Origin of the sequence: Pseudomonas sp. UV AK001, assembly GCF_046097675.1 — a bacterium.
Taxonomy (GTDB): Bacteria; Pseudomonadota; Gammaproteobacteria; order Pseudomonadales; family Pseudomonadaceae; genus Aquipseudomonas; species Aquipseudomonas kribbensis.
The window spans coordinates 101,744-126,660 of record NZ_JBJUVZ010000005.1 but is presented as its reverse complement, the minus strand read 5'-3'; the positions used below and the strand labels follow the sequence as shown (position 1 = coordinate 126,660).

The window sequence follows — 24,917 nt, the reverse complement described above, 5'->3', positions numbered from 1 at the left end:
ATTTTTATTGCGGAAACGTCTTACCGGCTTGCGAAAGAAATCACACAGCAGCCGATGCATCCTTGGGCAAACGCTGATCAATCACCTGATACAGCGCACTGCTCTCGGGCCAGTTGCGCATGAACCGCGCGCGATCTCGGGCATAGGCCGGAGCAAAGCTGCCCGCCGAGCTGTGCTGACACATCGAATCCAGGTCGATCAACGCCCAGCGATCCTCATGCCAGAACAGGTTGTGGCCCTTGAAGTCGCCATGACTGATGCGCTCGGCAATCAACCGCGCGAACAGCTGATCCAGTGCCTGCAACTCGGCTTCCGGCGCTTCACCGCTTTCAACATACGGCGCAAAACGCTCGATGATGTCCGGCCCGGCCAGGTATTCGGTGATCAGGTACGCCTTACTGCGCAGCCAGAAAAACCGGGTTTCCAGCACCGCCAGCGGTTTGGGCGTGGCGATACCGAGGAACGCCAGGCGATTGCCCTCGCGCCAGGAGTGCCAGGCACGGCTCGGGCGCCAGAAGCGCTTGAGCCAATGGGCAAAATTCTTGATGTTGTAGCGTTTGATCACCAGCGGCCGCCCGGCCACTTCGACCTTGCCGACGCTGGCCGCGCCACCGGTCTTGTACAGGTGACCCCGATCGAGCAAGGCATCGGCCTGTTCCAGCACCGGTAGCATCGCGGGCTCTTCCTCGCGACGGATCGAGCGCAGGCCAAAAGCCCCGCGTCGCACGCTGAACAACGTGCATTCACGACCGACCTTGATCAGAAAGTCCTTCAAGCGCCAGGCGCGCACCTTGTCGATCTGCTTCTGCAAGGCTTCCAGCGGCAGTGCGTGCTCGCTGTTGCTCAACAGGTAATAAACGAGCAATTCTTCGGTGAAAGGCTCCAGCGACTTGGGCAACTGGGCGAAAAACACCCCGAGGTTTTCCAGCACTTTCTGCCGGGACAATGGCTGACCAGCGTTTTCCGCACAGATGCCAGCGCCATCGATCAGGTACAACTGACCGCCGTGGCGCAGCAGGTTGTCCAGGTGCAGGTCTTCCTGCCACAGGCCTTTGCCGTGCAACTGAGCGATGGCGCCGAGCGCTTCGGCCAGCACTGCCGATTGCTCATCCGCCAGCACCGGCAAGGATTCGACCTTGTTCCAGGCATCGCCCAGGCTTTCGGCGCCTTCGAGGAATTCGAACAGCAGCCAGCCACCCTCGCCGTCCTTCAGGCCGTCAGCCAGCAGCAACGGCGTGGTCATGCCCTGGGCGGCGAGCAGCTTCACGCCCTCCAGCTCACGCTGAAAATGCCGCGCCGCCTTGCTGCCGACCAGCAACTTGGCGAGCACCGGACGCCCGCGCCACACACCGGCACCGACATAACGCTGCCCCGGCAACACCCGCAACAGGCTGAGCAATTGCAGATCGGCCGGCCCGGCCGCATCGGCCAGCGAAACCGTCAGCGGCAGGCTCGGCGTGCGTCCGGCGTTTTTCAGGTCGGACAGCTGCATCAGCGGGTCTCCTTGCGACTGCGCCGCGCGGTCAGCCGCGTAACCCAGCTGTCGACCAGCGAACTGTCGACCGACTGATCGAGATACGCCGCCAGCAACTCGCGCAACTGGGCATCGCTCCATTCCGGAGCACGACGCAGCAGCGGCTCCAGGTCCTTGACCCGATCCCGCTGACCGAACAGCAGAGGGCGAGTCTTTTCCAGATCGATCAGTTGCGCCTGATAACCGGCGCCTTCGGCCCGCATAAAAATATGCTTCGGATAGAAGCAGCCATGCACCTGACGCACACCGTGCAGCAACCGCGCCAGTTGACCGCAGGCCTTGAGAATCGCCGACTGCTGCGATGCATCAAGATCCGACCAGCACTGCAACAGCGAATCCAGATCATCCCAACCGTCGAGGGCGCGGGTCAGCAGGATCGCGCGCACTTCGCCGTTGACTTTGCGCTGACCGAAAAACGCCGCCTGCAATGCCGGAATACCGAGCTGGTTATAACGGCTGATATTGCGAAATTCCCGGGCGAACGTCGGCTCGCCGAACGGCGCATGCAAGGTGCGGGTCAGGTAGTTGCTCTGACGCTTGAGGTAATAGCCGTGACCTTCGAGTTCGAGGCGAAACACACTGCTCCAGCCGCCACCGTCGGTGTTCGGCTCATCCACCGCTTCGAGCTGCTTGGCCCACAGCGCGTCGAACGTGCCGAGACCGTGGCGCTCCAGCAGCGCACGGTCTTCAGCGGCGAGAAAATCGGTCATTCGCGTCCCTCGAAAAATCTCACCACATGATGAATCCGTTTTTTGTCGGCGGCATTGAGCCGGTCACGCTGGCGGTATTGCAGGTAGAAGCGCAGGCGCTGGGTGTTCGACAGGTGATATTTGGCGACCTTGTCGAGACAGGCCAGATCCTTGGTGATCCGGTACTTGAGCCAGAAACCGCGCCAGAAATCGCCGTTCGGGCAATCGATGAGAAACAGCTGGGCCTGATCGTCGATCAGCAGGTTGCGCCATTTCAGATCGTTATGGGTAAAGCGATGATCGTGCATCGTCCGGGTATAGACGGCCAGTTGCCGGCTGATGCCGTCGACCCAGCTGTGATTGCGCAGCTTGGGATCGTTGCGCTCGGCCAGCGCCGAGAGGTCCTCGGTACGCGGCAGCTCACGGGTAATCATCGCCCCGCGATCGTAGGCCATGCCGTTGCGCTCCAGGCCCCAGGCCACCACTTCGGCAGTGGGAATGCCCCACTTGGCGAAACGCTTGAGGTTCTGCCACTCCATCTTTACCCGCGGCTTGCCGAGATAGCGGCGCAAGCCCTTGCCGGCGCCGGAGTAGCGTTTGACGTAATAGTTGACGCCGTTGCGCTGCACACGGATGACTTCGGACAGCGGATCGCGGGTCAGGCGCTCGCCTTCCAGCGCGAATACCGCTTCAAGACTGCCAAAATCCGCTGCGAGGTCGCTGTATCCGGGTTCAAGGTTCCAACCCGCCATCAGAGCGCATCCCCGTATCGCAGCTTGCGCGCGTAGAGCTTGTTGGCCTTGCCTTCGAGCCAGCTCAGCAACGACGCTTCTTCAGCCAGGATCTGGCGCAGCGGTTGCTGGAAGTAGCCTTTGAGGAAGCGCAGCTTGTCGCGACGGGTCAGACCGATGTCCAGCGCGGAAAAGTACAGCGCCGCCAGGTCCTTGTCGCGCCAGCGCCGGGTGATCGCCGGACGGGTCTGGGCGCGGTGCAGGTCGATCACCGAGAGTTTGAAATCTTCCGGGGTCACCGGCTTGTCGGTGTGCAGCAGGAAATGGCAGATGTAGCAGTCGCGGTGATTGACCCCGGCACGGTGCATCATGCCGGTCATGCGTGCGACCTCGGCAATCAGCGCCCGCTTGAGTTTCGGCTGCGGCGACTGCTTGACCCAATCGATGCTGAAGTCTTCGAGACTGATGGTCGGCGCCAGCTCTTCGGTGACGATGAACGAATGCTGATCCGCCGGGTTGCTGCCCTTCTCGCCGTACGCAACGGCGGTCATGGTCGGCACGCCGACTTCCTGCAAACGCTGGATGGCCTTCCACTCCTGGCCCGCGCCGAGCACCGGCAGCTTGGCGGTCAGCAGGTTCTTGAAAATCTCGCCCCAGCCGATGCCACGGTGGATCTTGACGAAAAATCCGTTGCCGTCGACTTCCGTGCGCAAAGTCCGGCGGGCTTCCAGCTCGCGGTACACCTCGCCCTGCAAGCCCTCGACTTCCGCGAACGCATCGCGGCCGGCCCAGAGGCTCTTGAACGGTTCAGCCAGCATCAACTTCATTTATGCGTGCTCCGCCAGAATCACATCGGCCGCGTGCTGCGGCATGCTGTAGAGGTCGGCCGTCTCGGCGAAGGCCAGACCGTTGCGGCTCCAGGCCGCCCGTGCAGCGTCGTCGTTCAACATGTCGGTCAGGTATTGCGTCAGTTGCGCCTGATCGAACGGTTCGTCCAGCACTCGCCCGGCGTCGGCCTCGGCAATGTAATGGGCATAACCGCAGACCGCGCTGACCAGCACCGGCAACCCGGCGACCAGCGCTTCAAGCAGCACCGTACCGGTGTTTTCGTTGTACGCCGGGTGGATCAACAGATCGGCACCGAGCAGGAAGCGCGGAATATCGCTGCGCCCCTTGAGGAACGTCACGTTGTCGCCCAGACCCAAAGTTGCACTCTGCATCTGGAACAATTTGGGGTCATCCTGGCCGATTACAAACAGCCGGGTACGTTTCTTCAGTTCGGCGGGCAATGCGGCCAGCGCTTTCAGGCTGCGATCGACGCCTTTGGTCTTGAACCCGGAGCCGATCTGCACCAGCAGCAGTTCGTCGTCCTTGAGGTTGAATTCGGCGCGGAAACCGGCGCGAATCTCGTCGGCATCCTTCGGACGGCGACGATCCTGGGCGATGCCCGGCGGCAGCAGGTGGAAGCGCTCCAGCGGCGTGTCGTAGTGCTTGATGAACAGCGGCTGCTGCACTTCGGAAATCATCAGCACTTCGGTCTTCGCGTCTTTGGCGAACACCGCGCGCTCGTACTCGGCGAAGTGGCGATAGCGGCCCCAGCGGCGATACAGCGAATGGCGCAGGTTCTGCGCCTTGTCTTCGAAGCAGCCGTCGGCGGCGTAATAGACGTCCAGCCCCGGCATCTTGTTGAAGCCAATCAGGCGGTCCACCGGGCGCTTGGCCAGGTCCGCTTCCATCCATGCGCTGAGCTTTTCATTGCGGCGGTGATTGAAGAACGCCTTGACCGGCGCCACCAGCACTTCGAACCCGGGCGGCACGTCGCCTTCCCAGATCAGGGTGTAGACGCGGATCTGGTGGCCACGCTTCTGGCATTCGAGGGCGATGCGCATGAAGTCGCGCTGCAAACCACCGAACGGGAAATACTTGTAAAGGACAAATGCCAATTGCATCAACGCAGCTCCTCAGCCATCAACAACGTGCTCAGTCGGCTGGCGACACGCTCGGGATTCAGACGCGTGAAGCACAGAGGCAACTCGCGTTTCAGGTCAAACTGACGGGCATCCTGCGCGGTCGGTTGATACGTACATTTCTTTTGCAGGCAAGGCGCGCACGGGAAGTCGCTGCCGAGGTGAATCTGTAGCTTGCCGTAGGCGCCGGTCAGGCCCGGATTGGTCGGGCCGAACAGCGAAATCGTCGGCACGTCCAGTGCCGCAGCGAGATGGCCGAGACCGGTGTCCACCGCAACGCAGGCCTGGGCGCCGGCCAGCACCTTGCCGACCCCGGCCAGGTTCAGCTTCGGCAGGACTTCGGCGTGCTTGAAACCGGCAGCGATGCGCTCGGCCCGGGCCTTCTCTTGCGGGTTGCCCCACGGCAGCCTGATCCCGACGCCGAGGTAGCCGACCCGCTCGGTCAGCTCACGCCAATAGCTTTCCGGCCAGTGCTTGGTGTCCCAGGTGGTGCCATGCAGGAACACCACGTAGGCATTCTTGCGCGGCAGTTCGACCAGACGCTCGACGTTGAGGCCGTAATCGCCCAGGCCTTTGGGCAAGTCGTAACCCAAGGCGATAGCGAACAACTGACGCACACGCTCGACAGCGTGCTGACCACGGGCCACCGCCAGTTTGCGGTCATAAAAACGCGCGGCGATCGGCTCCCGGGCCGAGCCCTTGTCGAGGCCGGCCACCGGCGCTTTGACATAGCGGGTCAGCCAGGCGCTTTTCAGCAGGCCTTGAGCGTCGATCACCAGGTCATATTTGTTCGCCCGAACGGATTGCTTGAAGCGTTTCCACTCGCCGCTGGTGATGGTTTTCCAGAGACTCTTGCGCCAGCGGCGGATCGCCACGGGAATGACCTTGCCCACGGCCGGGTGCCAGGTCGGGATCTCGGCGAAGCCTTCTTCCACCACCCAGTCGAATTTGATCCCGGGAATGGCCCGGGCGGCGTCGGTCAGCGCCGGCAACGCGTGAATCACGTCGCCCAGCGATGAAGTCTTGATCAGCAATACCCGCAACTTAATGAACCTCGACCACGGAACCCTGCAAACGCTGCAAGGCATCGTTGACCGCGTCCGGCATCAGCTGGCGCAGGCAGTTGTAATGGCCGAAACGGCAGGTGCGATCAAAGCAAGGGCTGCAATCGAGGCCCAGGCGCACAATTTCCACATGCTCGGCCAGCGGCGGGGTGAAGCCCGGCGAAGTCGAACCGTAGACCGCCACCAACGGACGGTTCAGCGCTGCAGCAACGTGCATCAGACCGGAATCGTTGGAGACCACAGAATCTGCGCAGGACATCAGGTCGATGGCCTCGGCCAGCGAAGTGCCGCCGCTGAGGTTCACGGACTCTTCGCGCAAGCCCGGAATCAGGCGCGCGCGGATGTCTTCGCCCACCGAGTGATCGTTTTTCGAGCCGAACAGCCAGACCTGCCAGCCTTCGCGAATCCGCGCTTCGGCAACCTTGGCGTAATGCTCGGACGGCCAGCGTTTGGCTTCACCGAATTCGGCACCGGGGCACAACACCAGCACCGGGCGATCGAGGGTCAGGCCGAACTTGGCCAGCGCCGCCTCGCGGGTGACCGGGTCGATCTGCAGGGTCGGGCGCGGATAGGGTTTCGGCAGCTCGGCGTTCGGCTCGTAGGCCAGCGCCATGAAACGCTCGATCATCAGCGGATAACGTTCTTTATCCAGCGTGCGCACGTCATTGAGCAGGCCGTAGCGAAATTCGCCGCGCCAGCCGGTGCGTTTCGGGATGCCGGCGAAGAACGGCACCAGCGCGGATTTGAGCGAGTTCGGCAGCAGGATCGCCTGGTCGTACTGGCCGGCCAGGGATTTGCCGATCCGCCGACGGGTCGCCAGCTCCAGCGCGCCGTGGCCGAGCGGGAAGCTCAAGGCCTTGCGCACTTCGGGCATGCGCTCGAGGATCGGCCGGCTCCACTCGGGGGCCAGCACGTCGATTTCGCACTGCGGGTGGCGCTGTTTGAGACACTGAAACAGTGTCTGCGCCATCACCATGTCACCGACCCAACTGGGCCCAACGATCAGAATATTCATGTGGTTTCCATAAACGAACCGGGGAGGCCTTACGCCTCCCCGTCTCGAGAATCAGCTTAGCCCCAGCTCTCGCCAGATCCGCATCACCTGCCGCCGTTCGTCCGCGAACTGGTCGCCCGGTATCACGCCGGCGTCCTTCTGCAGGGCCTGCCGGTGGGCGGCGGAACGATAGGCCTTGTAGGCCTCGCGCAACAGGCTGGCGTCTTCGACGGGCATCAGCCCTTCGTGTTCCAGCTCTTCCAGAATGCGGATATTGTCCGTCCAGCGCAGCAGCGGCGGGTGGCTTTGCGACCACGCCAGGGCCGCGTATTGCACCATAAATTCAATATCGACGATACCTCCGGCGTCCTGCTTGAGGTCGAACGGCGCCGCGGCGTCGAAGGCATTCGCCCCGGTACCGGCGGCGGTGCTCTTGCTGCCGAGGTTATCGCGCATCTTCGCGCGCATCTCGCTCACTTCCTGTTGCAGCTTCGCCAGATCCCGCACCTTGCCCAATACCTGGGCCCGTACTTTCTCGAATGCCTGGCCGACATCCTGACTGCCCACCAGCACCCGCGCCCGCACCAGAGCCTGATGCTCCCACGTCCAGGCTTCATTTTCTTGATAGCGGGCAAATGCCCCCAACGAACTGACCAACAGCCCCGACGCACCGGACGGTCGCAGACGCATGTCCACTTCATACAGCTGCCCGGAGTTGGTCTGCGCCGTCAGCAAGTGAATGATCCGCTGACCGAGCCGGGTAAAGAACTGCGCGCCATCAATCGGTTTCGCCCCGTCGGTTTCCGCCTGGGGGTCGCCGTCGTGGATAAACACCAGATCCAGGTCCGAACCATGCCCCAACTCGATCCCGCCGACTTTCCCATAACCGACAATGATGAAGCCGGGATCGCACAACGTGCCGTCGGTGCGCAGCGGCGTGCCGTACTTGGCCACGGTCTGACGCCAGGCCAGGGCCAGCACTTGCTCGAGAATCGCTTCGGCGAGCCAGGTCAGGTAATCACTCACTTTCATCAACGGCAGGCTGCCGGCGATTTCCGACGCGGCGACGCGCAAGCGGTGCGCCAGTTTGAAATGGCGCAAGGCTTCCATCTGTTGCTCGAGGTCATCTTCCGGGATCCGGGTCAGGCGCTCGCGCAGCTCGGCTGCCAGTTCCGGCGCCAAGGGCGGCTTGAACAGGCGGCCTTCGTTGAGCAATTCATCGAGCAGCAGCGGGAAACGGGTGATCTGCTCGGCGATCCACGGGCTGGCGGCGCACAGGGTCAGCAAGCGCCGCAACGCGCCCGGGTTTTCCGTCAGCAAGACTAAATAAGCCGAGCGCCGGGCCACCGCTTCGACCAGTGGCAGAACTCGTTCTAGCACCAAGTCAGGGTTGTCATGCTCCACCGCCTGGGCGAGCAGACGTGGAATAAAGGCGTCGAGGCGTTCGCGCCCCAGACGCTGCATCGCCCGCAGTTGAGGACTGCTGCGCAGACCGGCCAGCGCTTTCAAGGCTTTGGTGGCGTCGGCGAAACCGCCCTCTTCCAGTTGCCGGCAGGCGGCTTCTTCGTCCTGCGCCTCTTCCCACAGCGGCAGCCATTCACCGCCGACCACCACTTCGCAATCGGCGCCCTCTTCTTCATCGGGATCGGCGATCACTTGCGCAAAGTGCCAGGCCACCCGGCCACGCCAGAACATCAGCTTTTCATGGAAGGCGTCCCAATCGGCGAAACCGAGCATGAAGGCGATGCGCGCCTGATCCTGTGCAGTGTCCGGCAGCATCTGGGTCTGACGGTCGGCAAGCGCCTGGATCGCGTGTTCGGTGTAACGCAGGAATTCGTAACCTTCGCGCAACTCGCTGATCACCGCCGGCGGCAGGTAACCCTGCCCTTCCAGCGTGCCCAGCACCTTTAATAGAGGACGTTGTTGCAGGCTCAGATCACGACCACCGTGGATCAACTGAAAGGCCTGGGCGATGAACTCGACTTCGCGAATGCCGCCGGAGCCCAGCTTGATGTTGTCGGCCATGCCCTTGCGCCGGACTTCCTGCTGAATCAGCTGCTTCATGGTGCGCAGCGCTTCGATCGCCGAGAAGTCCAGATAGCGCCGGTAAACGAACGGTCGCAGCATGTCGAGCAACTGCGCGCCCGCCACCTGATCGCCCGCGACGACCCGCGCCTTGATCATCGCGTAGCGTTCCCAGTCGCGGCCCTGATCCTGGTAATACTGCTCCAGCGCATTGAAGCTCAGCACCAGCGCGCCGGACGAACCATACGGGCGCAGGCGCATGTCGACGCGGAACACGAAGCCGTCGACGGTCATCGGGTCGAGGGCCTTGATCAGGCGCTGGCCGAGGCGGATGAAAAATTCCTGGTTATCCAGCGCGCGCTTCACGCCGACGGTTTCGCCGCCCTCGGGGTAGGCGAAGATCAGGTCGATGTCCGAAGACAGGTTCAGCTCGACCGCGCCGAGCTTGCCCATGCCGAGGATGACCATTTGCTGCGGATCGCCGCTGCGCCGGCCGGTGGGCGTGCCGAATTGCTGGCAATGGCGGCTGTACAGCCATTGATAGGCCTGGTCGATGCTGGCGTCGGCCATGTCGGAAAGATCGCGGCAGGTCTGCACCAGATCGGCCTGACGGGTCAGGTCGCGCCAGATGATCCGCACCTGATGCCGGGCACGCTGACGACGCAGGACGCGGCCCAGTTCGTCTTCTGTTTGTGCAGCGTTCACCGCAGCGGCGATCTGCCCGCACAACTCGCCGGGGGCGAACGGCCGGTCGAGTTCGCCGGACTGCACCAGCGACAGCAACATCAAAGGGTCACGAACACTCTGTTCAATCACGAAATCGCTGGCGCCAGTGACGCGGGCGAACTGCGCCCAGCGCTCCGGAGTCCAGGTGGAGAAGCCGTGATCGCCTTCGGTCAATCCGGCGACGGCCGTACGGAACGACTGCTCGGATCGGCTGACCAACGGCAGGAGAATGGCGGGCAGTTCGGCAAGCGCGGGCAGGGTCATGGTCTATCCTTGATCGGCGTGTAAATGGCCGCTTGTAGTGATAATTGAAAAACCGCTACGCGAAGGACTGTCGAACAAAAGTGAGAAATAGCTGAAATTTCTTTTTCTTTGGCAGCCAACATCAAACTTTCACCTTTTTCGGATGGCTAAAGACCAACCTTAACGATTATTCTCACAACGCAGTCGGAGGCCACAAGCCTTTCATCTGTAGTTTTACTACTCGTCTATACATTCGAAAGGCTGAAATGCCGGATGATTTGTAGTAAAACTACACGCCGCCGGAACAACCTGTCGGCAATCCAAGAATTTTAAATCGTCTGCCCACAAGGCCAGTCGCAAACTCAGGCAACCGATTCTGGAAGCCTTTCCGCCCTGGAGCAAGCCATGCAAGACCTCGATCCCGTCGAAACCCAGGAATGGCTGGACGCCCTGGAATCGGTTCTCGACAAAGAAGGCGAAGACCGTGCTCACTATCTGATGACCCGTATGGGCGAACTCGCGACCCGCAGCGGCTCGCAACTGCCTTACGCCATCACCACGCCTTACCGCAACACCATCCCTGTTACCCACGAAGCACGCATGCCTGGCGACCTGTTCATGGAACGCCGCATTCGCTCGCTGGTACGCTGGAACGCGATGGCCATGGTAATGCGTACGAACCTGAAAGATTCTGACCTGGGCGGTCACATCTCCAGCTTCGCCTCCAGCGCGACCCTGTACGACATCGGTTTCAACTACTTCTTCCAGGCCCCGACCGACGAACACGGCGGCGACCTGATCTACTTCCAGGGTCACACCTCGCCAGGCGTCTACGCCCGTGCGTTCATGGAAGGCCGCATTTCCGAAGACCAGATGAACAACTTCCGTCAGGAAGTCGACGGTCAGGGCCTGTCGTCCTACCCGCACCCTTGGCTGATGCCTGACTTCTGGCAGTTCCCGACCGTATCGATGGGTCTGGGCCCGATCCAGGCGATCTACCAGGCGCGCTTCATGAAGTACCTGGAACACCGCGGTTTCATCCAGCCGGGCAAACAGAAAGTCTGGTGCTTCCTGGGCGACGGCGAGTGCGACGAGCCGGAATCCCTGGGCGCCATCTCCCTGGCCGGCCGCGAGAAGCTGGACAACCTGATCTTCGTCATCAACTGCAACCTGCAGCGCCTCGACGGCCCGGTTCGCGGCAACGGCAAGATCATCCAGGAACTCGAAGGCGTGTTCCGCGGTGCTCAGTGGAACGTGACCAAAGTCATCTGGGGCCGTTTCTGGGACCCGTTGCTGGCCAAGGACGTCGACGGCATCCTGCAACGTCGCATGGACGAAGTCATCGACGGCGAATACCAGAACTACAAGGCCAAAGACGGCGCGTTCGTGCGTGAACACTTCTTCAACACGCCAGAACTCAAGGCGATGGTTGCCGACCTGTCCGACGACGAGATCTGGAAGCTCAACCGTGGCGGCCACGACCCGTACAAGGTCTACGCGGCGTACCACGAAGCGGTCAACCACAAGGAACAGCCGACCGTCATCCTGGCCAAGACCATCAAGGGTTACGGTACCGGTGCGGGCGAAGCGAAGAACACTGCGCACAACACCAAGAAAGTCGATGTCGACAGCCTGAAGCTGTTCCGCGACCGCTTCGACATCCCGGTGAAAGACGAAGAGCTGGAAAACCTGCCGTTCTTCAAGCCTGAGCCAAACAGCGCCGAAGCCCGTTACCTGGCCGAGCGCCGCGCCGCACTGGGCGGTTTCGTGCCTCAGCGTCGTGCACAGAGCTTCAGCGTACCGACTCCGAATCTGGACACCCTCAAGGCGATCCTCGACGGTTCCGGCGACCGTGAAATTTCCACCACCATGGCTTTCGTGCGGATCCTCGCGCAACTGGTCAAGGACAAGGAAATCGGCCCGCGCATCGTTCCGATCATCCCGGACGAAGCCCGTACCTTCGGTATGGAAGGCATGTTCCGTCAGCTGGGCATCTACTCGTCCGTCGGCCAGCTCTACGAGCCAGTCGATAAAGACCAGGTGATGTTCTACAAGGAAGACCAGAAAGGTCAGATCCTTGAAGAAGGCATCAACGAAGCAGGCGCCATGAGTTCCTTCATCGCCGCCGGTACTTCGTACTCCAGCCACAACCAGCCAATGCTGCCGTTCTACATCTTCTACTCGATGTTCGGCTTCCAGCGTATCGGCGACCTGGCCTGGGCTGCCGGCGACAGCCGCACCCGTGGCTTCCTGATCGGCGGCACCGCCGGCCGTACGACCCTGAACGGTGAAGGCCTGCAGCACGAAGACGGTCACAGCCACCTGCTGGCTGCCACCATCCCGAACTGCCGCACCTACGATCCGACCTACGGCTACGAGCTGGCGGTGATCATTCAGGACGGCATGAAGAAGATGACCGAAGAGCAACAGGACATCTTCTATTACATCACCGTGATGAACGAGTCGTACCAGCAGCCAGCCATGCCGGCCGGTGCCGAAGAAGGCATCAAGAAAGGCATGTACCTGCTCGAAGAAGACACCCGCGATGCGGCGCACCACGTCCAGCTGATGGGCTCCGGCACCATCCTGCGTGAAGTCCGTGAAGCGGCGAAGATCCTGCGTGAAGAGTTCAACATCGGCGCCGATGTGTGGAGCGTCACCAGCTTCAACGAACTGCGTCGCGACGGCCTGGCCGTAGAGCGCAGCAACCGTCTGAAACCTGGCCAGAAGCCTAAGCGCAGCTACGTTGAAGAGTGCCTGAGCGGCCGTAAAGGTCCGGTCATCGCCTCTACCGACTACATGAAACTGTTCGCCGAGCAGATCCGTCAGTGGGTACCGTCCAAGGAATTCAAAGTCTTGGGCACCGACGGTTTCGGCCGCAGCGACAGCCGCAAGAAACTGCGTCATTTCTTCGAAGTCGACCGTCATTTCGTGGTGTTGGCAGCCCTGGAAGCACTGGCTGACCGTGGCGATATCGAACCTAAAGTCGTGGCCGAGGCCATTACCAGGTTCGGCATCGACCCGGAAAAACGCAACCCACTGGACTGCTGAGGAGAAACTCTGTGAGCGAACTCATTCGCGTACCTGACATCGGCAGCGGTGAAGGTGAAGTAATCGAACTGTTTGTGAAGGTCGGCGACCGTATCGAAGCCGACCAGAGCATCCTGACCCTGGAATCGGACAAGGCAAGCATGGAAGTGCCGGCCCCGAAGGCCGGCGTCATCAAGAGCCTGAAAGTGAAGCTGGGCGATCGCCTGAAAGAAGGTGACGAACTGCTGGAGCTGGAAGTCGAGGGCGCCGCGCAAGCGGCCCCTGCTCCGGCTGCTGCTCCTGCCGCCAAGGCTGAAGCTGCACCGGCTGCCGCTCCTGCAGCAGCTGCGCCAGCCGCAGCTCCGGCTGCCGCTTCGGTTCAACAAGTGCACGTGCCGGACATCGGTTCGTCGGGCAAGGCCCAGATCATCGAGATCCAGGTCAAGGTCGGCGACAAGGTCGAGGCTGATCAGTCGCTGATCACCCTGGAATCCGACAAGGCGAGCATGGAAATCCCGTCGCCTGCCGCTGGCGTGGTCAAGGCCATCAGCGTCAAGTTGAACGACGAAGTCGGCACCGGCGACCTGATCCTGGATCTGGAAGTGGCGGGTGCTGCGGCCCCTGCTGCTGCCGCTCCGGCCCAGGCTGCTGCTCCAGCCGCTGCCGCTGCGCCGGCTCCGGCCGCCGCGCCTGCTGCACCGGTTGCCGACAGCGTTCAGGACATCCACGTTCCGGACATCGGCTCGGCCGGCAAGGCCAAGATCATCGAAGTGTTGGTCAAGGCTGGCGACAGCGTTGAAGCCGACCAGTCGCTGATCACTCTGGAATCCGACAAGGCAAGCATGGAAATCCCGTCGCCTGCCGCTGGCGTGGTGGAAAGCGTTTCCATCAAACTGGACGACGAAGTCGGCACTGGCGATCTGATCCTCAAGCTGAAAGTCAAAGGCGCCGCTCCGGCTGCTGCCCCGGCTCCAGCTGCCGCTGCTGCTCCGAGCGCTCCGGTGCCAGCCGCTGCTGCTCCGGCGGCCGCTGCACCTGCTGCTGCCGCTCCGGTTGCCGCTCCAGCCAAGCCTGGTGCGAAAGTTCACGCCGGCCCTGCCGTGCGTCAACTGGCTCGTGAATTCGGCGTCGAGCTGAGCGCCGTCGGCGCCAGCGGTCCACACGGTCGCATCCTGAAAGAAGACGTGCAGACTTACGTCAAAGCCATGATGCAGAAGGCCAAGGAAGCACCGGCCGCTGCTGCTGGCGCAACCGGTGGCGCGGGCATCCCGCCGATTCCGGTCGTCGACTTCAGCCGCTTCGGCGAAATCGAAGAAGTGCCGATGACCCGCCTGATGCAGGTCGGCGCCGCCAACCTGCACCGCAGCTGGCTGAACGTGCCGCACGTGACGCAATTCGACTCGGCGGATATCACCGAGCTGGAAGCGTTCCGCAACGCACAGAAAGCTGTCGCAGAGAAGGCCGGCGTCAAGCTGACCATCCTGCCGCTGCTGCTCAAGTCCTGCGCACACCTGCTCAAGGAACTGCCGGACTTCAACAGCTCGCTGGCCCCAAGCGGCAAGGCGATCATCCGCAAGAAATACGTGAACATCGGCTTCGCCGTCGACACCCCGGATGGCCTGCTGGTACCGGTCATCAAGAACGTCGACCAGAAGAGCCTGCTGCAACTGGCCGCCGAGGCCGCTTCCCTGGCTGAAAAAGCCCGGACCAAGAAGCTCTCGTCGGACGAGATGCAAGGTGCCTGCTTCACCATTTCCAGCCTCGGCCACATTGGCGGCACCGGCTTCACGCCGATCGTCAACGCGCCGGAAGTGGCGATCCTCGGTGTTTCCAAGGCAACCATCCAGCCAGTCTGGGACGGCAAAGCCTTCCAGCCGAAACTGATGCTGCCACTGTCGCTGTCCTACGATCACCGCGTGATCAACGGCGCCGCTGCTGCACGCTTCACCAAGCGTCTGGGCGATCTGCTGGCGGACATCCGCACCATCCTGCTGTAAAGCGCTCGGCCCTCCGGCAACGGAGGGCCGACTGCGTTCCACGTTTTCGAGCGCCACACGCTCGTACCTCAACCCCGTCAGTTTGGCGGGGCTTTTTTTTGCCTGAAATAACTGTCGCCCGCACTTTTCCCACAACTTGCGCTGACATAAGCCACGAGCCCAGTCGAATTCCTATCGATATTTTTTATCGCAAGACAACTAACCTCCCCCAACAAAGTTAACTAAACAACTTTACCGCTCTCGAACACTACTTCCAAATAACTCGAATGGATTCGAACATGCTAAAACCCACTGTCGGCCCTATCATCGGACATACAACAACTAATCACGCACGCATATTCATGCGTGGCGAGCAGCAGGAAAACACCAGAGTCTTTGCAGGCATTCGTTACCGAAAGTCTGGAAAAGAACAATGGATAAAAAGCACCTTTGCGACTTTAAGTGTCTTGCACGACATGTCCACCGTATTCGCAATAAACAACTTGTGCGCCGATACCGAATACGAATACCAGATCGGGTGGTTCAGCCCGATGAGCCCGGCACATACCGTAGAAAGCGTCGCTGAACTGCCACTGCAATGGCCACGAGAGGTCTACCGTCTGCGCACCCGCTCAAGCGAGGCAACGCAAGACCGGGCCTACATCGTCGGCTCCTGCCGCTACCTGCGAATGACCGCCGGCAAACCCTCTTCCCCCCAATCGGGCGACCGGATTTTCGCCTCTATCAACCAATTGATAGAAGGCAGCCAGCCTCCGGTCAGTGCAGCACTGATGACCGGAGACCAGATCTATGTCGATGATTTGAATATCATTGCGCCCGATCGCGAATACCAGGACATTTTGAAGAAGTATCGTGCGGCGTTTTCTCAGCCAAACATACAGCGCTTGATGTCCGGACTATCCACCTACATGATCCTCGATGATCATGAGATTGAAGACAACTGGCCAGCCAATGCCGGAAAAAACGACCATGAGTTATATCGCAACGCAATGGCAGCCTACGAGTTATATCAAGCCAGCCACAGCCCCGTACATCCACTGGACACTAACGGACAAGTCAAGCGCTCATCCCTTGATCATTACTGGTATCAGTTCAGCGACGGTGATATCGAATGGTTTGTGACCGACAGCCGAACTCGCCGCAACTTGTCATCGACTGACCGGCGCATTCTCGATGAAGAACAGGAGCAGGCATTGTGCAAGTGGCTGATCGAAAGTCCGGCGCGGGTCAAGTTCGTGGTCACCAGCGTCATGTTCTATCCCGATCGCAAGGCTCACGGTGACGACGCCTGGAAAGCCTTCCCCGAGCAAAGGCTGCGTCTGCTGGAAGTCATTCGCAGCCACCGGATCAGGAATGTCATCTTCATCAGCGGCGATGTCCATGGTTCTCTGACCTCACGCCTCACGCACACTGAAGACGCCGATTTCGAAGTGCACACCATCGTCTCCTCCCCTCTGTGCAACAGCAAATTGCTGCCATATGCCAAGGCCTCCACATTCATCCTGGATCAGCCTCTGGCCCGCACCGCAGGCGGCGAATACCGACATGAGCTCTCCAGCCAGGTCGTCAGCGCGGACAACTTCGCGCACATGGTGGTTGAGACCGGGCGGATCCAGGTCAACTATCACGACCGTGATGGCAGACACCTGCAATCCATCGATATTCCGTTGAGATAAAATTCAGCGGCACGACCGTTCCGGCTGCCCGATGGCTCTGGAACGGTACTTTCCCTGCGATCACGCATTACTTTCCGCCTCCCGCTGGAGAAATGCCCGCCGCAGCCGACATATTCTTATAGCACTTGGCCTTCATGTCTCTTGTCAGTCGGTGCCGCAATGATGCAACCTTGCCGCAGGCAACAGTAAAGAGGGCGAGAGCCCGGCGCGTTCAGCAAATTTCCAAGCGAGTTCCCTTCATGAAGAGCCAACCCGATGCCGCCAGCCGTATGGCGGCCGAGGTAGTGACGCAGTTGCCTGTGCCCTCGCGGCTCGGCATGCTGCGTTTCGAGCGCCTGAATGAAGCCAGTTGGGCGATGCTGTTTCTCGATCCCAACTGCGAACGCCAGTTTGGCCAGCCGGCCGTCGAACTCTGCGCCCTGGTCGGTTCGCCCTACGCCAGCCTGATGGAGCCCGAAGCGCGCTATCAACTGCACGACGCGATCCAGCAGCAACTCGGCCAGAGCCCGCATTATCTGGTGCGCTACACCCTGCACACCGCCGCCGGCGCCCTGAGCATTCTTGAACTCGGCGAAGCCTACAAACAGCACAACCGTCATTTGCTGCGCGGCTACCTGCTGGCGGTCGACGATGTATTCGACGAGGCACCAACGCTGCCGTCCGTGGACCTGGAAACCCAGAACTCTCGTCTGCAGATCGCCCTTGAACTCAACCAGCGCGCCCAGCAGGAACAGCTGCAACATCTGGAGCGGGTGCGCGCCCAGCAGGATCTGATCCTGTTGCTGGCCCGCCAGCGCTACAGCAGCCAGAACTCCCTGCAGGAAGCCGCCGAGCTGATCACCCGCTGCGCCTGCGATATCTACGAAATCGACTGCGCCAGCCTGTGGAACCTCGAAGGCCAGAAACTGGTGCCGATCTCGGCCTACCACCGCGCCACCCAGGAATACATCCTGCCGGACGTGATCGACGTCAGCGGCTTTCCCGATTACATGGAGGCGCTGCACGGCAGCCGCGCCATCGACGCGCACAACGCGATGCGCGACCCGCGTACCCGGGAAATGGCCGAAGCCCTGCGCCCCCGTGACGTCAACGCCATGCTCGACGCCAGCATCCGCGTCGACGGCCAGGTGGTCGGCGTGCTGTGCCTGGAGCAGACCGGCGTCACCCGCGCCTGGCAGTCCGACGAAATCGCCTTTGCCGGTGAACTGGCCGACCAGTTCGCCCAGGTCATCAACAACCACAACCGCCGTACCGCCACCAGTGCCCTGCATCTGTTCCAGCGTGCGGTCGAGCAAAGCGCCAACGCCTTTTTGCTGGTCAATTGCGATGGCGTGGTCGAGTACGTCAATCCGAGCTTCACCGCAATCACCCAGTACACCACCGAGGAAGTCCACGGCCAGCGCCTGTCGGAGTTGCCGGCCCTGGAAAACCTCAGCGAGCTGCTGTTCGACGCCCCCTCGGCGCTGGCCAAGAGCAACAGCTGGCAGGGCGAATTCAAGAGCCGCCGCAAGAACCTCGAACCCTACTGGGGCCAGTTGTCGATTTCCAAGGTCTATGGCGACAACCGTGAGCTGACGCATTACATCGGCATCTACGAAGACATTACCCAGACCAAACTGGCGCAGCAGCGCATCGAGCGCCTGGCCTACACCGACAACCTGACCAACCTCGGTAACCGGCCTGCATTTATCCGCAATCTGGATGAACGCTTCGCCCGAGACAGCGATACCCCGATCAGCCTGCTGCTGGTGGACATCGACAACTTCAAGCGGATCAACGACAGCCTCGGCCACCAGACCGGCGACAAGTTGCTGATCAGCCTGGCCCGGCGCCTGCGCAACAGCCTGAGCCCGAGCGGTAGCCTGGCGCGGTTCGCCAGTAACGAATTCGCAGTGCTGCTCGACAACACTGACCTCGAAGCCGGCCAACAGATCGCCAGCCAGCTGCTGATGACCCTCGACAAACCGATGTTCGTCGACAACCAGCTGATCAGCGTCACCGGCTCCGTGGGTCTGGCCTGCGCGCCGCTGCACGGCCGCGACCCGCAGACCCTGATGCGTAACGCCGGCCTCGCCCTGCACAAGGCCAAGGCCAACGGCAAACATCAGGTGCAGGTGTTCACCGAAGCGCTGAACGCCGAGGCCAGTTACAAGCTGTTCGTCGAGAACAACCTGCGTCGCGCCCTGACCCAGAACGAGCTGGACGTGTTCTACCAGCCCAAACTGTGCCTGCGCAGCGGTCGGTTGCTGGGCATGGAAGCGCTGCTGCGCTGGAATCACCCGGAACGCGGCATGATCCGCCCGGACCAGTTCATCAGCGTCGCCGAAGAAACCGGCCTGATCATTCCGATCGGCAAGTGGATCGCCCGCCAGGCCTGCCGCATGAGCAAAGCGCTGACCGCCGCCGGCATGGGCAACCTGCAAGTGGCGATCAACCTGTCACCCAAGCAGTTCTCCGACCCGGACCTGGTGGCCTCGATCGCCAACATCCTCAAGGAAGAAGCCCTGCCGGCCAATCTGCTGGAGCTGGAACTGACCGAAGGCCTGCTGCTGGAAGCCACCGAAGACACCCACTTGCAGCTCGACCAGCTCAAGCGCCTGGGCCTGACCCTGGCCATGGACGACTTCGGCACCGGCTACTCGTCGCTCAGCTACCTGAAGAAATTCCCGATCGACATCATCAAGATCGATCGCAGCTTCATCCATGAAATCCCGGACAACCAGGACGACATGGAAATCACCTCCGCCGTGATCGCCATGGCCCACAACCTGAAACTCAAGGTCGTGGCCGAAGGCATCGAGACCGCCGAGCAGCTGGCATTCCTGCGCCGGCACCGCTGCGACGTCGGCCAGGGCTACCTGTTCGACCGGCCGATTCCGGGCGGCGAGCTGATCCAGGCGCTCAAGCGCTACCCGCGCGGCCCGCTCTGCCTGTAACCCACCGGACACTATCCGCACACTTTGCCTGGTGATTAACTTGGCATCATTGGGCACACTGGTGGTCTGCTTATTTACATCCCATCCTGACTGAGAGGAACGATCATGGTTCTGCGCTCGGAAATTCTGGTGAACAAAAACGTGCTACCGACTAAAGAACAAGCTCTGCCTGGCCGTGAAACCCCGATGGCCCTGCCTGAAAAACACTTTGTTTTCACCGAAACGCCGTTGCTGGGCCCGTTCTTTCAGGACGTCGACTTCGCGATTTTCGGTCTGGGTTGCTTCTGGGGCGCGGAACGCCGCTTCTGGCAGCGCGAAGGTGTGGTCAGCACCGTGGTCGGCTACGCCGGCGGTTACACGCCGAACCCGACCTACGAAGAAGTCTGCTCGGGCCTGACCGGCCACGCTGAAGTGGTTCTGGTGGTGTATGACAAGGCCAAGGTCAGCTACGAAGAGCTGCTGGCAATGTTCTGGGAATTGCATAACCCGACGCAGGGCATGCGTCAGGGCAATGACATCGGCACCCAGTACCGTTCGGTGATCTACGCGACCCATCCTGAGCAACTGGATGCGGCGCTGAAGAGCAAGGCGGTTTATCAGGCCGAGCTGTCGAAGGCGGGTCTGGGTGAAATCAGCACCGAGATTGAACAGGCCCCGACCGTTTACTTTGCCGAGACCTATCACCAGCAGTATCTGGCGAAAAATCCGGAAGGCTACTGCGGGATTGGCGGCACCGGCGTTTGCATGCCACCGAGCCTGGCAGGTAACTGAGCCCGCCCTGATCGCTCCCGCGCTTGGCGTGGGAGCGATTGACGGTTGATCAGCTCTCGGCGATCAACCAGTCCATCTGCCACCCACCCTGGGTCTGGCCCAGCTTCTTGGACAGCCACGGCAGCAGCTCACGCAATTCTTCCTCCAGCCCCCACGGCGGATTGGCAATCGCCAGGCCAGAGCCGTTCAGGCTGTTCGGCGTGTCCAGCGGATGCACCAGCAGCTCGACCCGCAGCAACTTCGGCGCACCGGTGCCGGCCAGATCCTGATAGAAGCGACGCAATGCGCGCTGGTCCTTCACCGGGTACCAGATGGCCGCCACGGTCTGGCGCATCCGGCCGATGGCCTCTTTCATCGACGCAGCACAACGCTGCATTTCATCGAGCTGTTCGAACGGCGGGTCAATCAGCATCACCGCACGCTTTTCCTGCACCGGCAACATCGCGCGGGCCACATGCCAGCCCTCGCCCAGATGCACTTTCACCCGACGATCGCCGGCCATGTTGTCCTTGAGCAACAGGCCGTCTTCAGGGTGCTTCTCGTTGAGCATCACCCGATCCTGCGGTCGGGTCAGACGCCGCGCCAGCTCCGGCGAACCCGGGTAATAGCGCAACTGGCCGTCCGGGTTCATCTCGTGCAGCACTTTCATGTAGTCGGCGGTCAGCGCCGGCAGATCCGGCTGGTCCCACAAGCGTGCGATGCCTTCCAGGTACTCGCCGGTACGATTCGCCTGATCGCCCTGCAGGTCATACAGACCGATGCCGGCGTGGCTGTCGAGATAGGCAAACGGCTGCTCCTTGCGCGACATCAGGGCGATGAGGCGGGTCAAGGTCAGGTGTTTGAACACATCGGCGTGATTGCCGGCATGGAAGGCGTGACGATAATTCATGGCTGCTCCTGCGAGGGCCGTGAAGTTTACCTTTTACCGGGCGGCAAGTCAGGGGTTGGGGGCTGAGTGGGCGTTTGTTCCCACGCAGAGCGTGGGAACGATCGAGTCAGGACGGTATGGCGCGCAGGCGCTTGCCAATCACATCCAAGACATCACAACCGTCACGCAGTGGAATCACGCAGAGTTGGGCGAAGTCACTCAGGATGACGGAGTCGCACTCGACCGAGCCACGCATGCACATGTTTTCAAGGACCTGGATCACGGCGCGGATACGGTAGTTGGCGGCGTCCATCAGGACATCGAGCGGGGCGTGGGTGTCGATGAACAGGGTGGGCATGTCGTTGCAGTTGCTGGTCAGCGCCATGAGGCGGTTGTTGGGGTGAGGGATGAATGGTTCGTAGGGAGGATCGGGTTTTAACGTCGACATTTTTTGCACCTCGGCAGGTTAAGTGAGGCTGCCAACGACCTTCCTACAGGTTTGGGTGGCAGCTGTACGCGAGAGTAGGAAACTGAGGAACCCACCAAACTCAGCTACGCCGAAGCGTTCCCGCGCACAGCCGCCGCGAACAATGTCATGGGCACGTTCAAGTGCCGCAATCAAAGAGCAGAGCGAATACACGGTGAGTTTTCCAAGGGTTCCTACGCCCTGTCACCACTCTCGCAGTGACAGCCAAAAGACTATCCCCGCACCACCGCGCCCACCAGTTCACGAAAACCGCCGCAACTCGCAGGAAACGTCTGAAGCCTTTGCCCGGAAATTTCACTCTGACTCGTCCCGCAAGTAGTCCAACAACGCCGAAGTCGACGATTCGTCCGACGCCGAAACTGCAAAAAACCTGACAATCTTGCAGCGCAAAACATCGGCGGGAAACGCCTCGAACAACGCCGGCTGCTCCTCGCTCAACCACTGCAAGGCGTTGTTGATCCGGGCATCACCGCCGAATTGTGAGAGCAGCTTTTCCGGTACCGACCACCAAGGAAAATCTCGATCCGAGGCCTGCGCCCTGCCCCCGATTTCCACGGCCTGACCCTTGATCAAGCCTCGCGTGAGGACCGGCAGCAATTGCCCGGCATCCACCTCGGAAGACTCAAGGATCGGCAACAAAAACCGCCCATCCCAGAACCGGAAAAACACCGCTTTCCCGTCCGGTATCAATACCTGAGTCAGACTGCGAAAATGCTCGACCACCGTCTCAAGACTTGCCGAAGAAACCGCCAGCCAGCCCCAGTCACGAGACTCCGTGGTCGCCACCCAATCCAGAAACTCACTGCCCGCGTCGACGATTCCCACGTAGGGCATCACCGCATCCCATTCGGCATAGATCGTTTCCGCCCAGACCGGTTTCGGCATCTGCGCATTCGAAGGCCAGGCTTTCAGCGGATCCACCACACTGGCGCTACTGAAAATCGCGAACAGCTGCTCCGACGGTTTCAGCGGCTCTCCCTTCAACCATTGATCAGGCCGCACAGACTCCCTCCTTGCAGCGCTCGCATTCTTCGCAGAACGGCGCATCTCCTTTAAGACTCATGATTTGTGCAGCAGTCAGAATTGCTGCCGGTGCCGCCGCCAGTTTCTCCGGCAACCCCGGCACTGTCGGCGCGGCGCTCATCGCCGCCATCGGCGCACCACCCACCACAATCGGCACGCTGCTGAAGATCCCGCCGGGGCCGATATTGATCCACTGCCCGCCCGCCTGGATCGTCGCGCTCGCCCCGCCGTCGATCACCACCTGCTGGCCGGCGCTGACGTGGAATTGCGCACTGGCGTTGATCGCCTGATTGCTCACGCGGATGTGCCGGTCACCGGTCACTGTGAGGTGATCATCCTGCTTCACTTCGGTCTGGCGCTGGCCGTGGGTGATGCGCTGCTCATCGGCCTTCAATTCATGTTTAGCAAGGCCAGTCACGACAACGCTGCGCTGGTTATCCACCTGCACCTGCTGATCATTCAACACATGCTGGGTCCAGTTTCGCTGGGCGCGCAGGTAGATTTCCTCGGCGCCTTTGCGATCTTCGATGCGCAGTTCGTTGTAGCCCCCGCCGCCGGGACTACTCTGGCTGCGGAAGATACTGCGGGTCTTGTCGGCCGGCAGATCGAGCGGCACCGGCGTCGCGGCATTCGGCAGGCAACCCATGACCAGCGGTTTGTCGGCGTCGGAATCGATAAACCCCACCAGCACTTCCATCCCGACCCGAGGAATCAGCACGCTGCCATAACGGTCGTGAGCCCAGCCGCTGGCGACCCGCAACCAGCAGCTGGAGTGCTCGTTGAGTTCGCCGTCGCGATCCCAGGCCAGTTGCACCTTGACCCGGCCGTACTCGTCGCAATGGATTTCACTGTCTTTCGGGCCGGTGACCACGGCCGGTTGATAGCCGAGCATCCGTGGTTTTTCCGGCCCGATCGGTGGGCGGAAGAATACGTCCCACGGGGTGGCGAGAAAGGTATTACGGTAACCCTGGAATTCATCACCGTCGCTGGTGACCGATTCCTCCAGCACTTGCGGCTGCCGGCCATGGTGCTCGACGGAAGTCAGCAGCCAGAGGTCATTCAAATCCTGGCGCGGATGCTCGCTCAGTTGCAGGAAATGTCCGCTGACCAAGGCAGATTGATCGCTGCGCCCCTCGGCCTGACGGTAATCGGCGACATGTCGCTCAAGGGTGCGCCGGGCCAGTTGCTTGCCGGTTTCGCGTTCGGTGAACTGGCCGGGAAAGTGATAATCCTCCAGCACCGGGCGCTGTTCGCTTTCCACCCGACTCTGCAACGGCAGACGCGGCTTGGTGAAATCGTAATCACGCCGGGTGACCACGCTGGTGCGGGTTTCCACACGGACGGTGAAGCGCTTGATCGCCGGGGCCGCCGCAGCCATGCCGCTGCCCGGCAGATAAAGCGTCGGCTCGGCCAGACGCGGAAACACCGTTTGATCGTCGCCGAACACCAACAGATGCCCGTCCGTGCTGTGCTGAAAGTGGAAATGAATGCCGACTTCGGCACACAAGCGCTGGATGAACGCCAGATCGCTCTCGGCGTACTGCACGCAATATTCACGGGGCGGGTAATCGCTGCCGAGGCGAAATTCGAAGGCATCGCGCAGGATCGCGTGATCCTTGAGGATCTGCGTCACGATCTGCGGCACGCTTTGATGCTGAAAGATGCGCTGATTGATCCGGTGGCCGAGATAGGCCAGACGCGGAACGAGGCTGACGTGATAGCGGGTCAGACGCTTGCCGGAATCGCCCTGCCCGACCCGATAGATCTGACCGTGGATACCGGAACCGCCTTCATCAAAACTCAGAAATGCCTGACAGTGCAGCAGGCTTTCGAGATCCAGATCCGGTCGCTCGCTGACCAGTTCCAGGTCAAAGCGAAAGGGTTGGCTGATGGCTTCCTTGCCCGTGAACTCAAGGACCTTGAGGTCAAACTGGGCGCCTTCGACGGTCAACGTGAAACGCGGTTGATTGGCAGGCGCGAACATCCGATGTCTCTCTGCAGTATGAAGGCGGGCGATTCTGCATGAGGGGCAAGGGGTGCAGATTGGGTGACCGTAAAATCAGATTTTCCCTACTTGAAACTTCGATCTCCCCTTCAATAATCGACGCATTCGACTACAGACTTTTCCTTCAGAAAAAACGCAGAGAATAAAAAAC

General features: G+C 61.1%; 18 protein-coding genes. 5 read left to right on the top strand and 13 right to left on the bottom strand.

The annotated features are described in order from the left end of the window. Positions 1-40: 40 nt before the first annotated feature. Genes ACKLNA_RS16045 through ACKLNA_RS16005 form a run of 9 tightly spaced genes read right to left on the bottom strand, consistent with a single transcriptional unit; the run spans position 41 to position 10,116 of the window. Positions 41-1,492: a lipopolysaccharide kinase InaA family protein gene (locus tag ACKLNA_RS16045; RefSeq protein WP_408986410.1), complete on the bottom strand. Its 1,452-nt coding sequence runs from the start codon at positions 1,490-1,492 to the stop codon at positions 41-43. Beyond that, positions 1,492-2,244 (bottom strand): lipopolysaccharide kinase InaA family protein, encoded by a 753-nt coding sequence (locus ACKLNA_RS16040; RefSeq protein WP_408986409.1) that lies wholly within the window; start codon positions 2,242-2,244, stop codon positions 1,492-1,494. The genes ACKLNA_RS16045 and ACKLNA_RS16040 overlap by 1 nt, the downstream gene beginning before the upstream one ends. Next, entirely contained in the window at positions 2,241-2,975 is a 735-nt protein-coding gene (locus ACKLNA_RS16035; RefSeq protein WP_408986408.1) for a lipopolysaccharide kinase InaA family protein, read from the bottom strand. The genes ACKLNA_RS16040 and ACKLNA_RS16035 overlap by 4 nt, the downstream gene beginning before the upstream one ends. Next, positions 2,975-3,781, bottom strand: coding sequence for a lipopolysaccharide core heptose(I) kinase RfaP (gene rfaP, locus ACKLNA_RS16030; RefSeq protein ID WP_408986407.1), 807 nt, complete (start codon positions 3,779-3,781; stop codon positions 2,975-2,977). Before rfaP ends, ACKLNA_RS16035 begins: the two co-directional genes overlap by 1 nt. Next, entirely contained in the window at positions 3,782-4,903 is a 1,122-nt protein-coding gene (locus ACKLNA_RS16025) for a glycosyltransferase family 4 protein (RefSeq protein ID WP_114881172.1), read from the bottom strand. It lies immediately after the preceding gene. Continuing rightward, positions 4,903-5,964 carry a lipopolysaccharide heptosyltransferase I gene (waaC, locus tag ACKLNA_RS16020; protein ID WP_408986406.1) on the bottom strand — a complete coding sequence of 354 codons (1,062 nt, stop codon included), beginning with the start codon at positions 5,962-5,964 and terminating at the stop codon, positions 4,903-4,905. The genes ACKLNA_RS16025 and waaC overlap by 1 nt, the downstream gene beginning before the upstream one ends. Before the next feature lies 1 nt (position 5,965). Further along, a complete protein-coding gene (gene waaF, locus ACKLNA_RS16015; RefSeq protein WP_408986405.1) occupies positions 5,966-7,000 on the bottom strand; it encodes a lipopolysaccharide heptosyltransferase II in 1,035 nt (344 codons plus the stop codon). Between the two features lie 51 nt (positions 7,001-7,051). After that, entirely contained in the window at positions 7,052-9,994 is a 2,943-nt protein-coding gene (gene glnE, locus ACKLNA_RS16010; protein WP_408986404.1) for a bifunctional [glutamate--ammonia ligase]-adenylyl-L-tyrosine phosphorylase/[glutamate--ammonia-ligase] adenylyltransferase, read from the bottom strand. Continuing rightward, positions 9,991-10,116, bottom strand: a complete 126-nt coding sequence (locus tag ACKLNA_RS16005) for a hypothetical protein (protein WP_256579510.1) — start codon at positions 10,114-10,116, stop codon at positions 9,991-9,993. The genes glnE and ACKLNA_RS16005 overlap by 4 nt, the downstream gene beginning before the upstream one ends. 262 nt (positions 10,117-10,378) lie before the next feature. On the opposite strand from ACKLNA_RS16005, the gene aceE reads away from it, so the two are divergent. From aceE to msrA, 5 genes are all read left to right on the top strand, one after another. After that, positions 10,379-13,024 carry a pyruvate dehydrogenase (acetyl-transferring), homodimeric type gene (aceE, locus tag ACKLNA_RS16000; protein WP_408986403.1) on the top strand — a complete coding sequence of 882 codons (2,646 nt, stop codon included), beginning with the start codon at positions 10,379-10,381 and terminating at the stop codon, positions 13,022-13,024. A gap of 11 nt (positions 13,025-13,035) precedes the next feature. Next, entirely contained in the window at positions 13,036-15,000 is a 1,965-nt protein-coding gene (gene aceF, locus ACKLNA_RS15995) for a dihydrolipoyllysine-residue acetyltransferase (RefSeq protein WP_408986402.1), read from the top strand. A 278-nt stretch (positions 15,001-15,278) separates the two neighbouring features. Further along, positions 15,279-16,676, top strand: coding sequence for an alkaline phosphatase D family protein (locus ACKLNA_RS15990; protein ID WP_408986401.1), 1,398 nt, complete (start codon positions 15,279-15,281; stop codon positions 16,674-16,676). A 239-nt stretch (positions 16,677-16,915) separates the two neighbouring features. After that, positions 16,916-19,612, top strand: coding sequence for a bifunctional diguanylate cyclase/phosphodiesterase (locus tag ACKLNA_RS15985; RefSeq protein WP_085711103.1), 2,697 nt, complete (start codon positions 16,916-16,918; stop codon positions 19,610-19,612). A gap of 105 nt (positions 19,613-19,717) precedes the next feature. Further along, the gene (msrA, locus tag ACKLNA_RS15980) at positions 19,718-20,383 is read left to right on the top strand and encodes a peptide-methionine (S)-S-oxide reductase MsrA (protein ID WP_085732613.1); all 666 of its coding nucleotides are present in this window, start codon (positions 19,718-19,720) and stop codon (positions 20,381-20,383) included. 49 nt (positions 20,384-20,432) lie between these two features. On the opposite strand, the gene ACKLNA_RS15975 is transcribed toward msrA, so the two are convergent. The 4 genes from ACKLNA_RS15975 to ACKLNA_RS15960 all read right to left on the bottom strand — a co-directional run bounded on the left by ACKLNA_RS15975 (position 20,433) and on the right by ACKLNA_RS15960 (position 24,745). Next, positions 20,433-21,272, bottom strand: coding sequence for a 23S rRNA (adenine(2030)-N(6))-methyltransferase RlmJ (locus tag ACKLNA_RS15975; protein ID WP_408986400.1), 840 nt, complete (start codon positions 21,270-21,272; stop codon positions 20,433-20,435). Between the two features lie 106 nt (positions 21,273-21,378). After that, positions 21,379-21,699 carry a hypothetical protein gene (locus ACKLNA_RS15970; protein ID WP_408986399.1) on the bottom strand — a complete coding sequence of 107 codons (321 nt, stop codon included), beginning with the start codon at positions 21,697-21,699 and terminating at the stop codon, positions 21,379-21,381. Between the two features lie 333 nt (positions 21,700-22,032). Then, the gene (locus ACKLNA_RS15965; RefSeq protein ID WP_408986398.1) at positions 22,033-22,785 is read right to left on the bottom strand and encodes a DUF4123 domain-containing protein; all 753 of its coding nucleotides are present in this window, start codon (positions 22,783-22,785) and stop codon (positions 22,033-22,035) included. After that, complete coding sequence (locus ACKLNA_RS15960) at positions 22,730-24,745, bottom strand: type VI secretion system tip protein VgrG (protein WP_408986397.1); 2,016 nt, start codon at positions 24,743-24,745, stop codon at positions 22,730-22,732. Before ACKLNA_RS15960 ends, ACKLNA_RS15965 begins: the two co-directional genes overlap by 56 nt. Between the last annotated feature and the right edge of the window lie 172 nt (positions 24,746-24,917).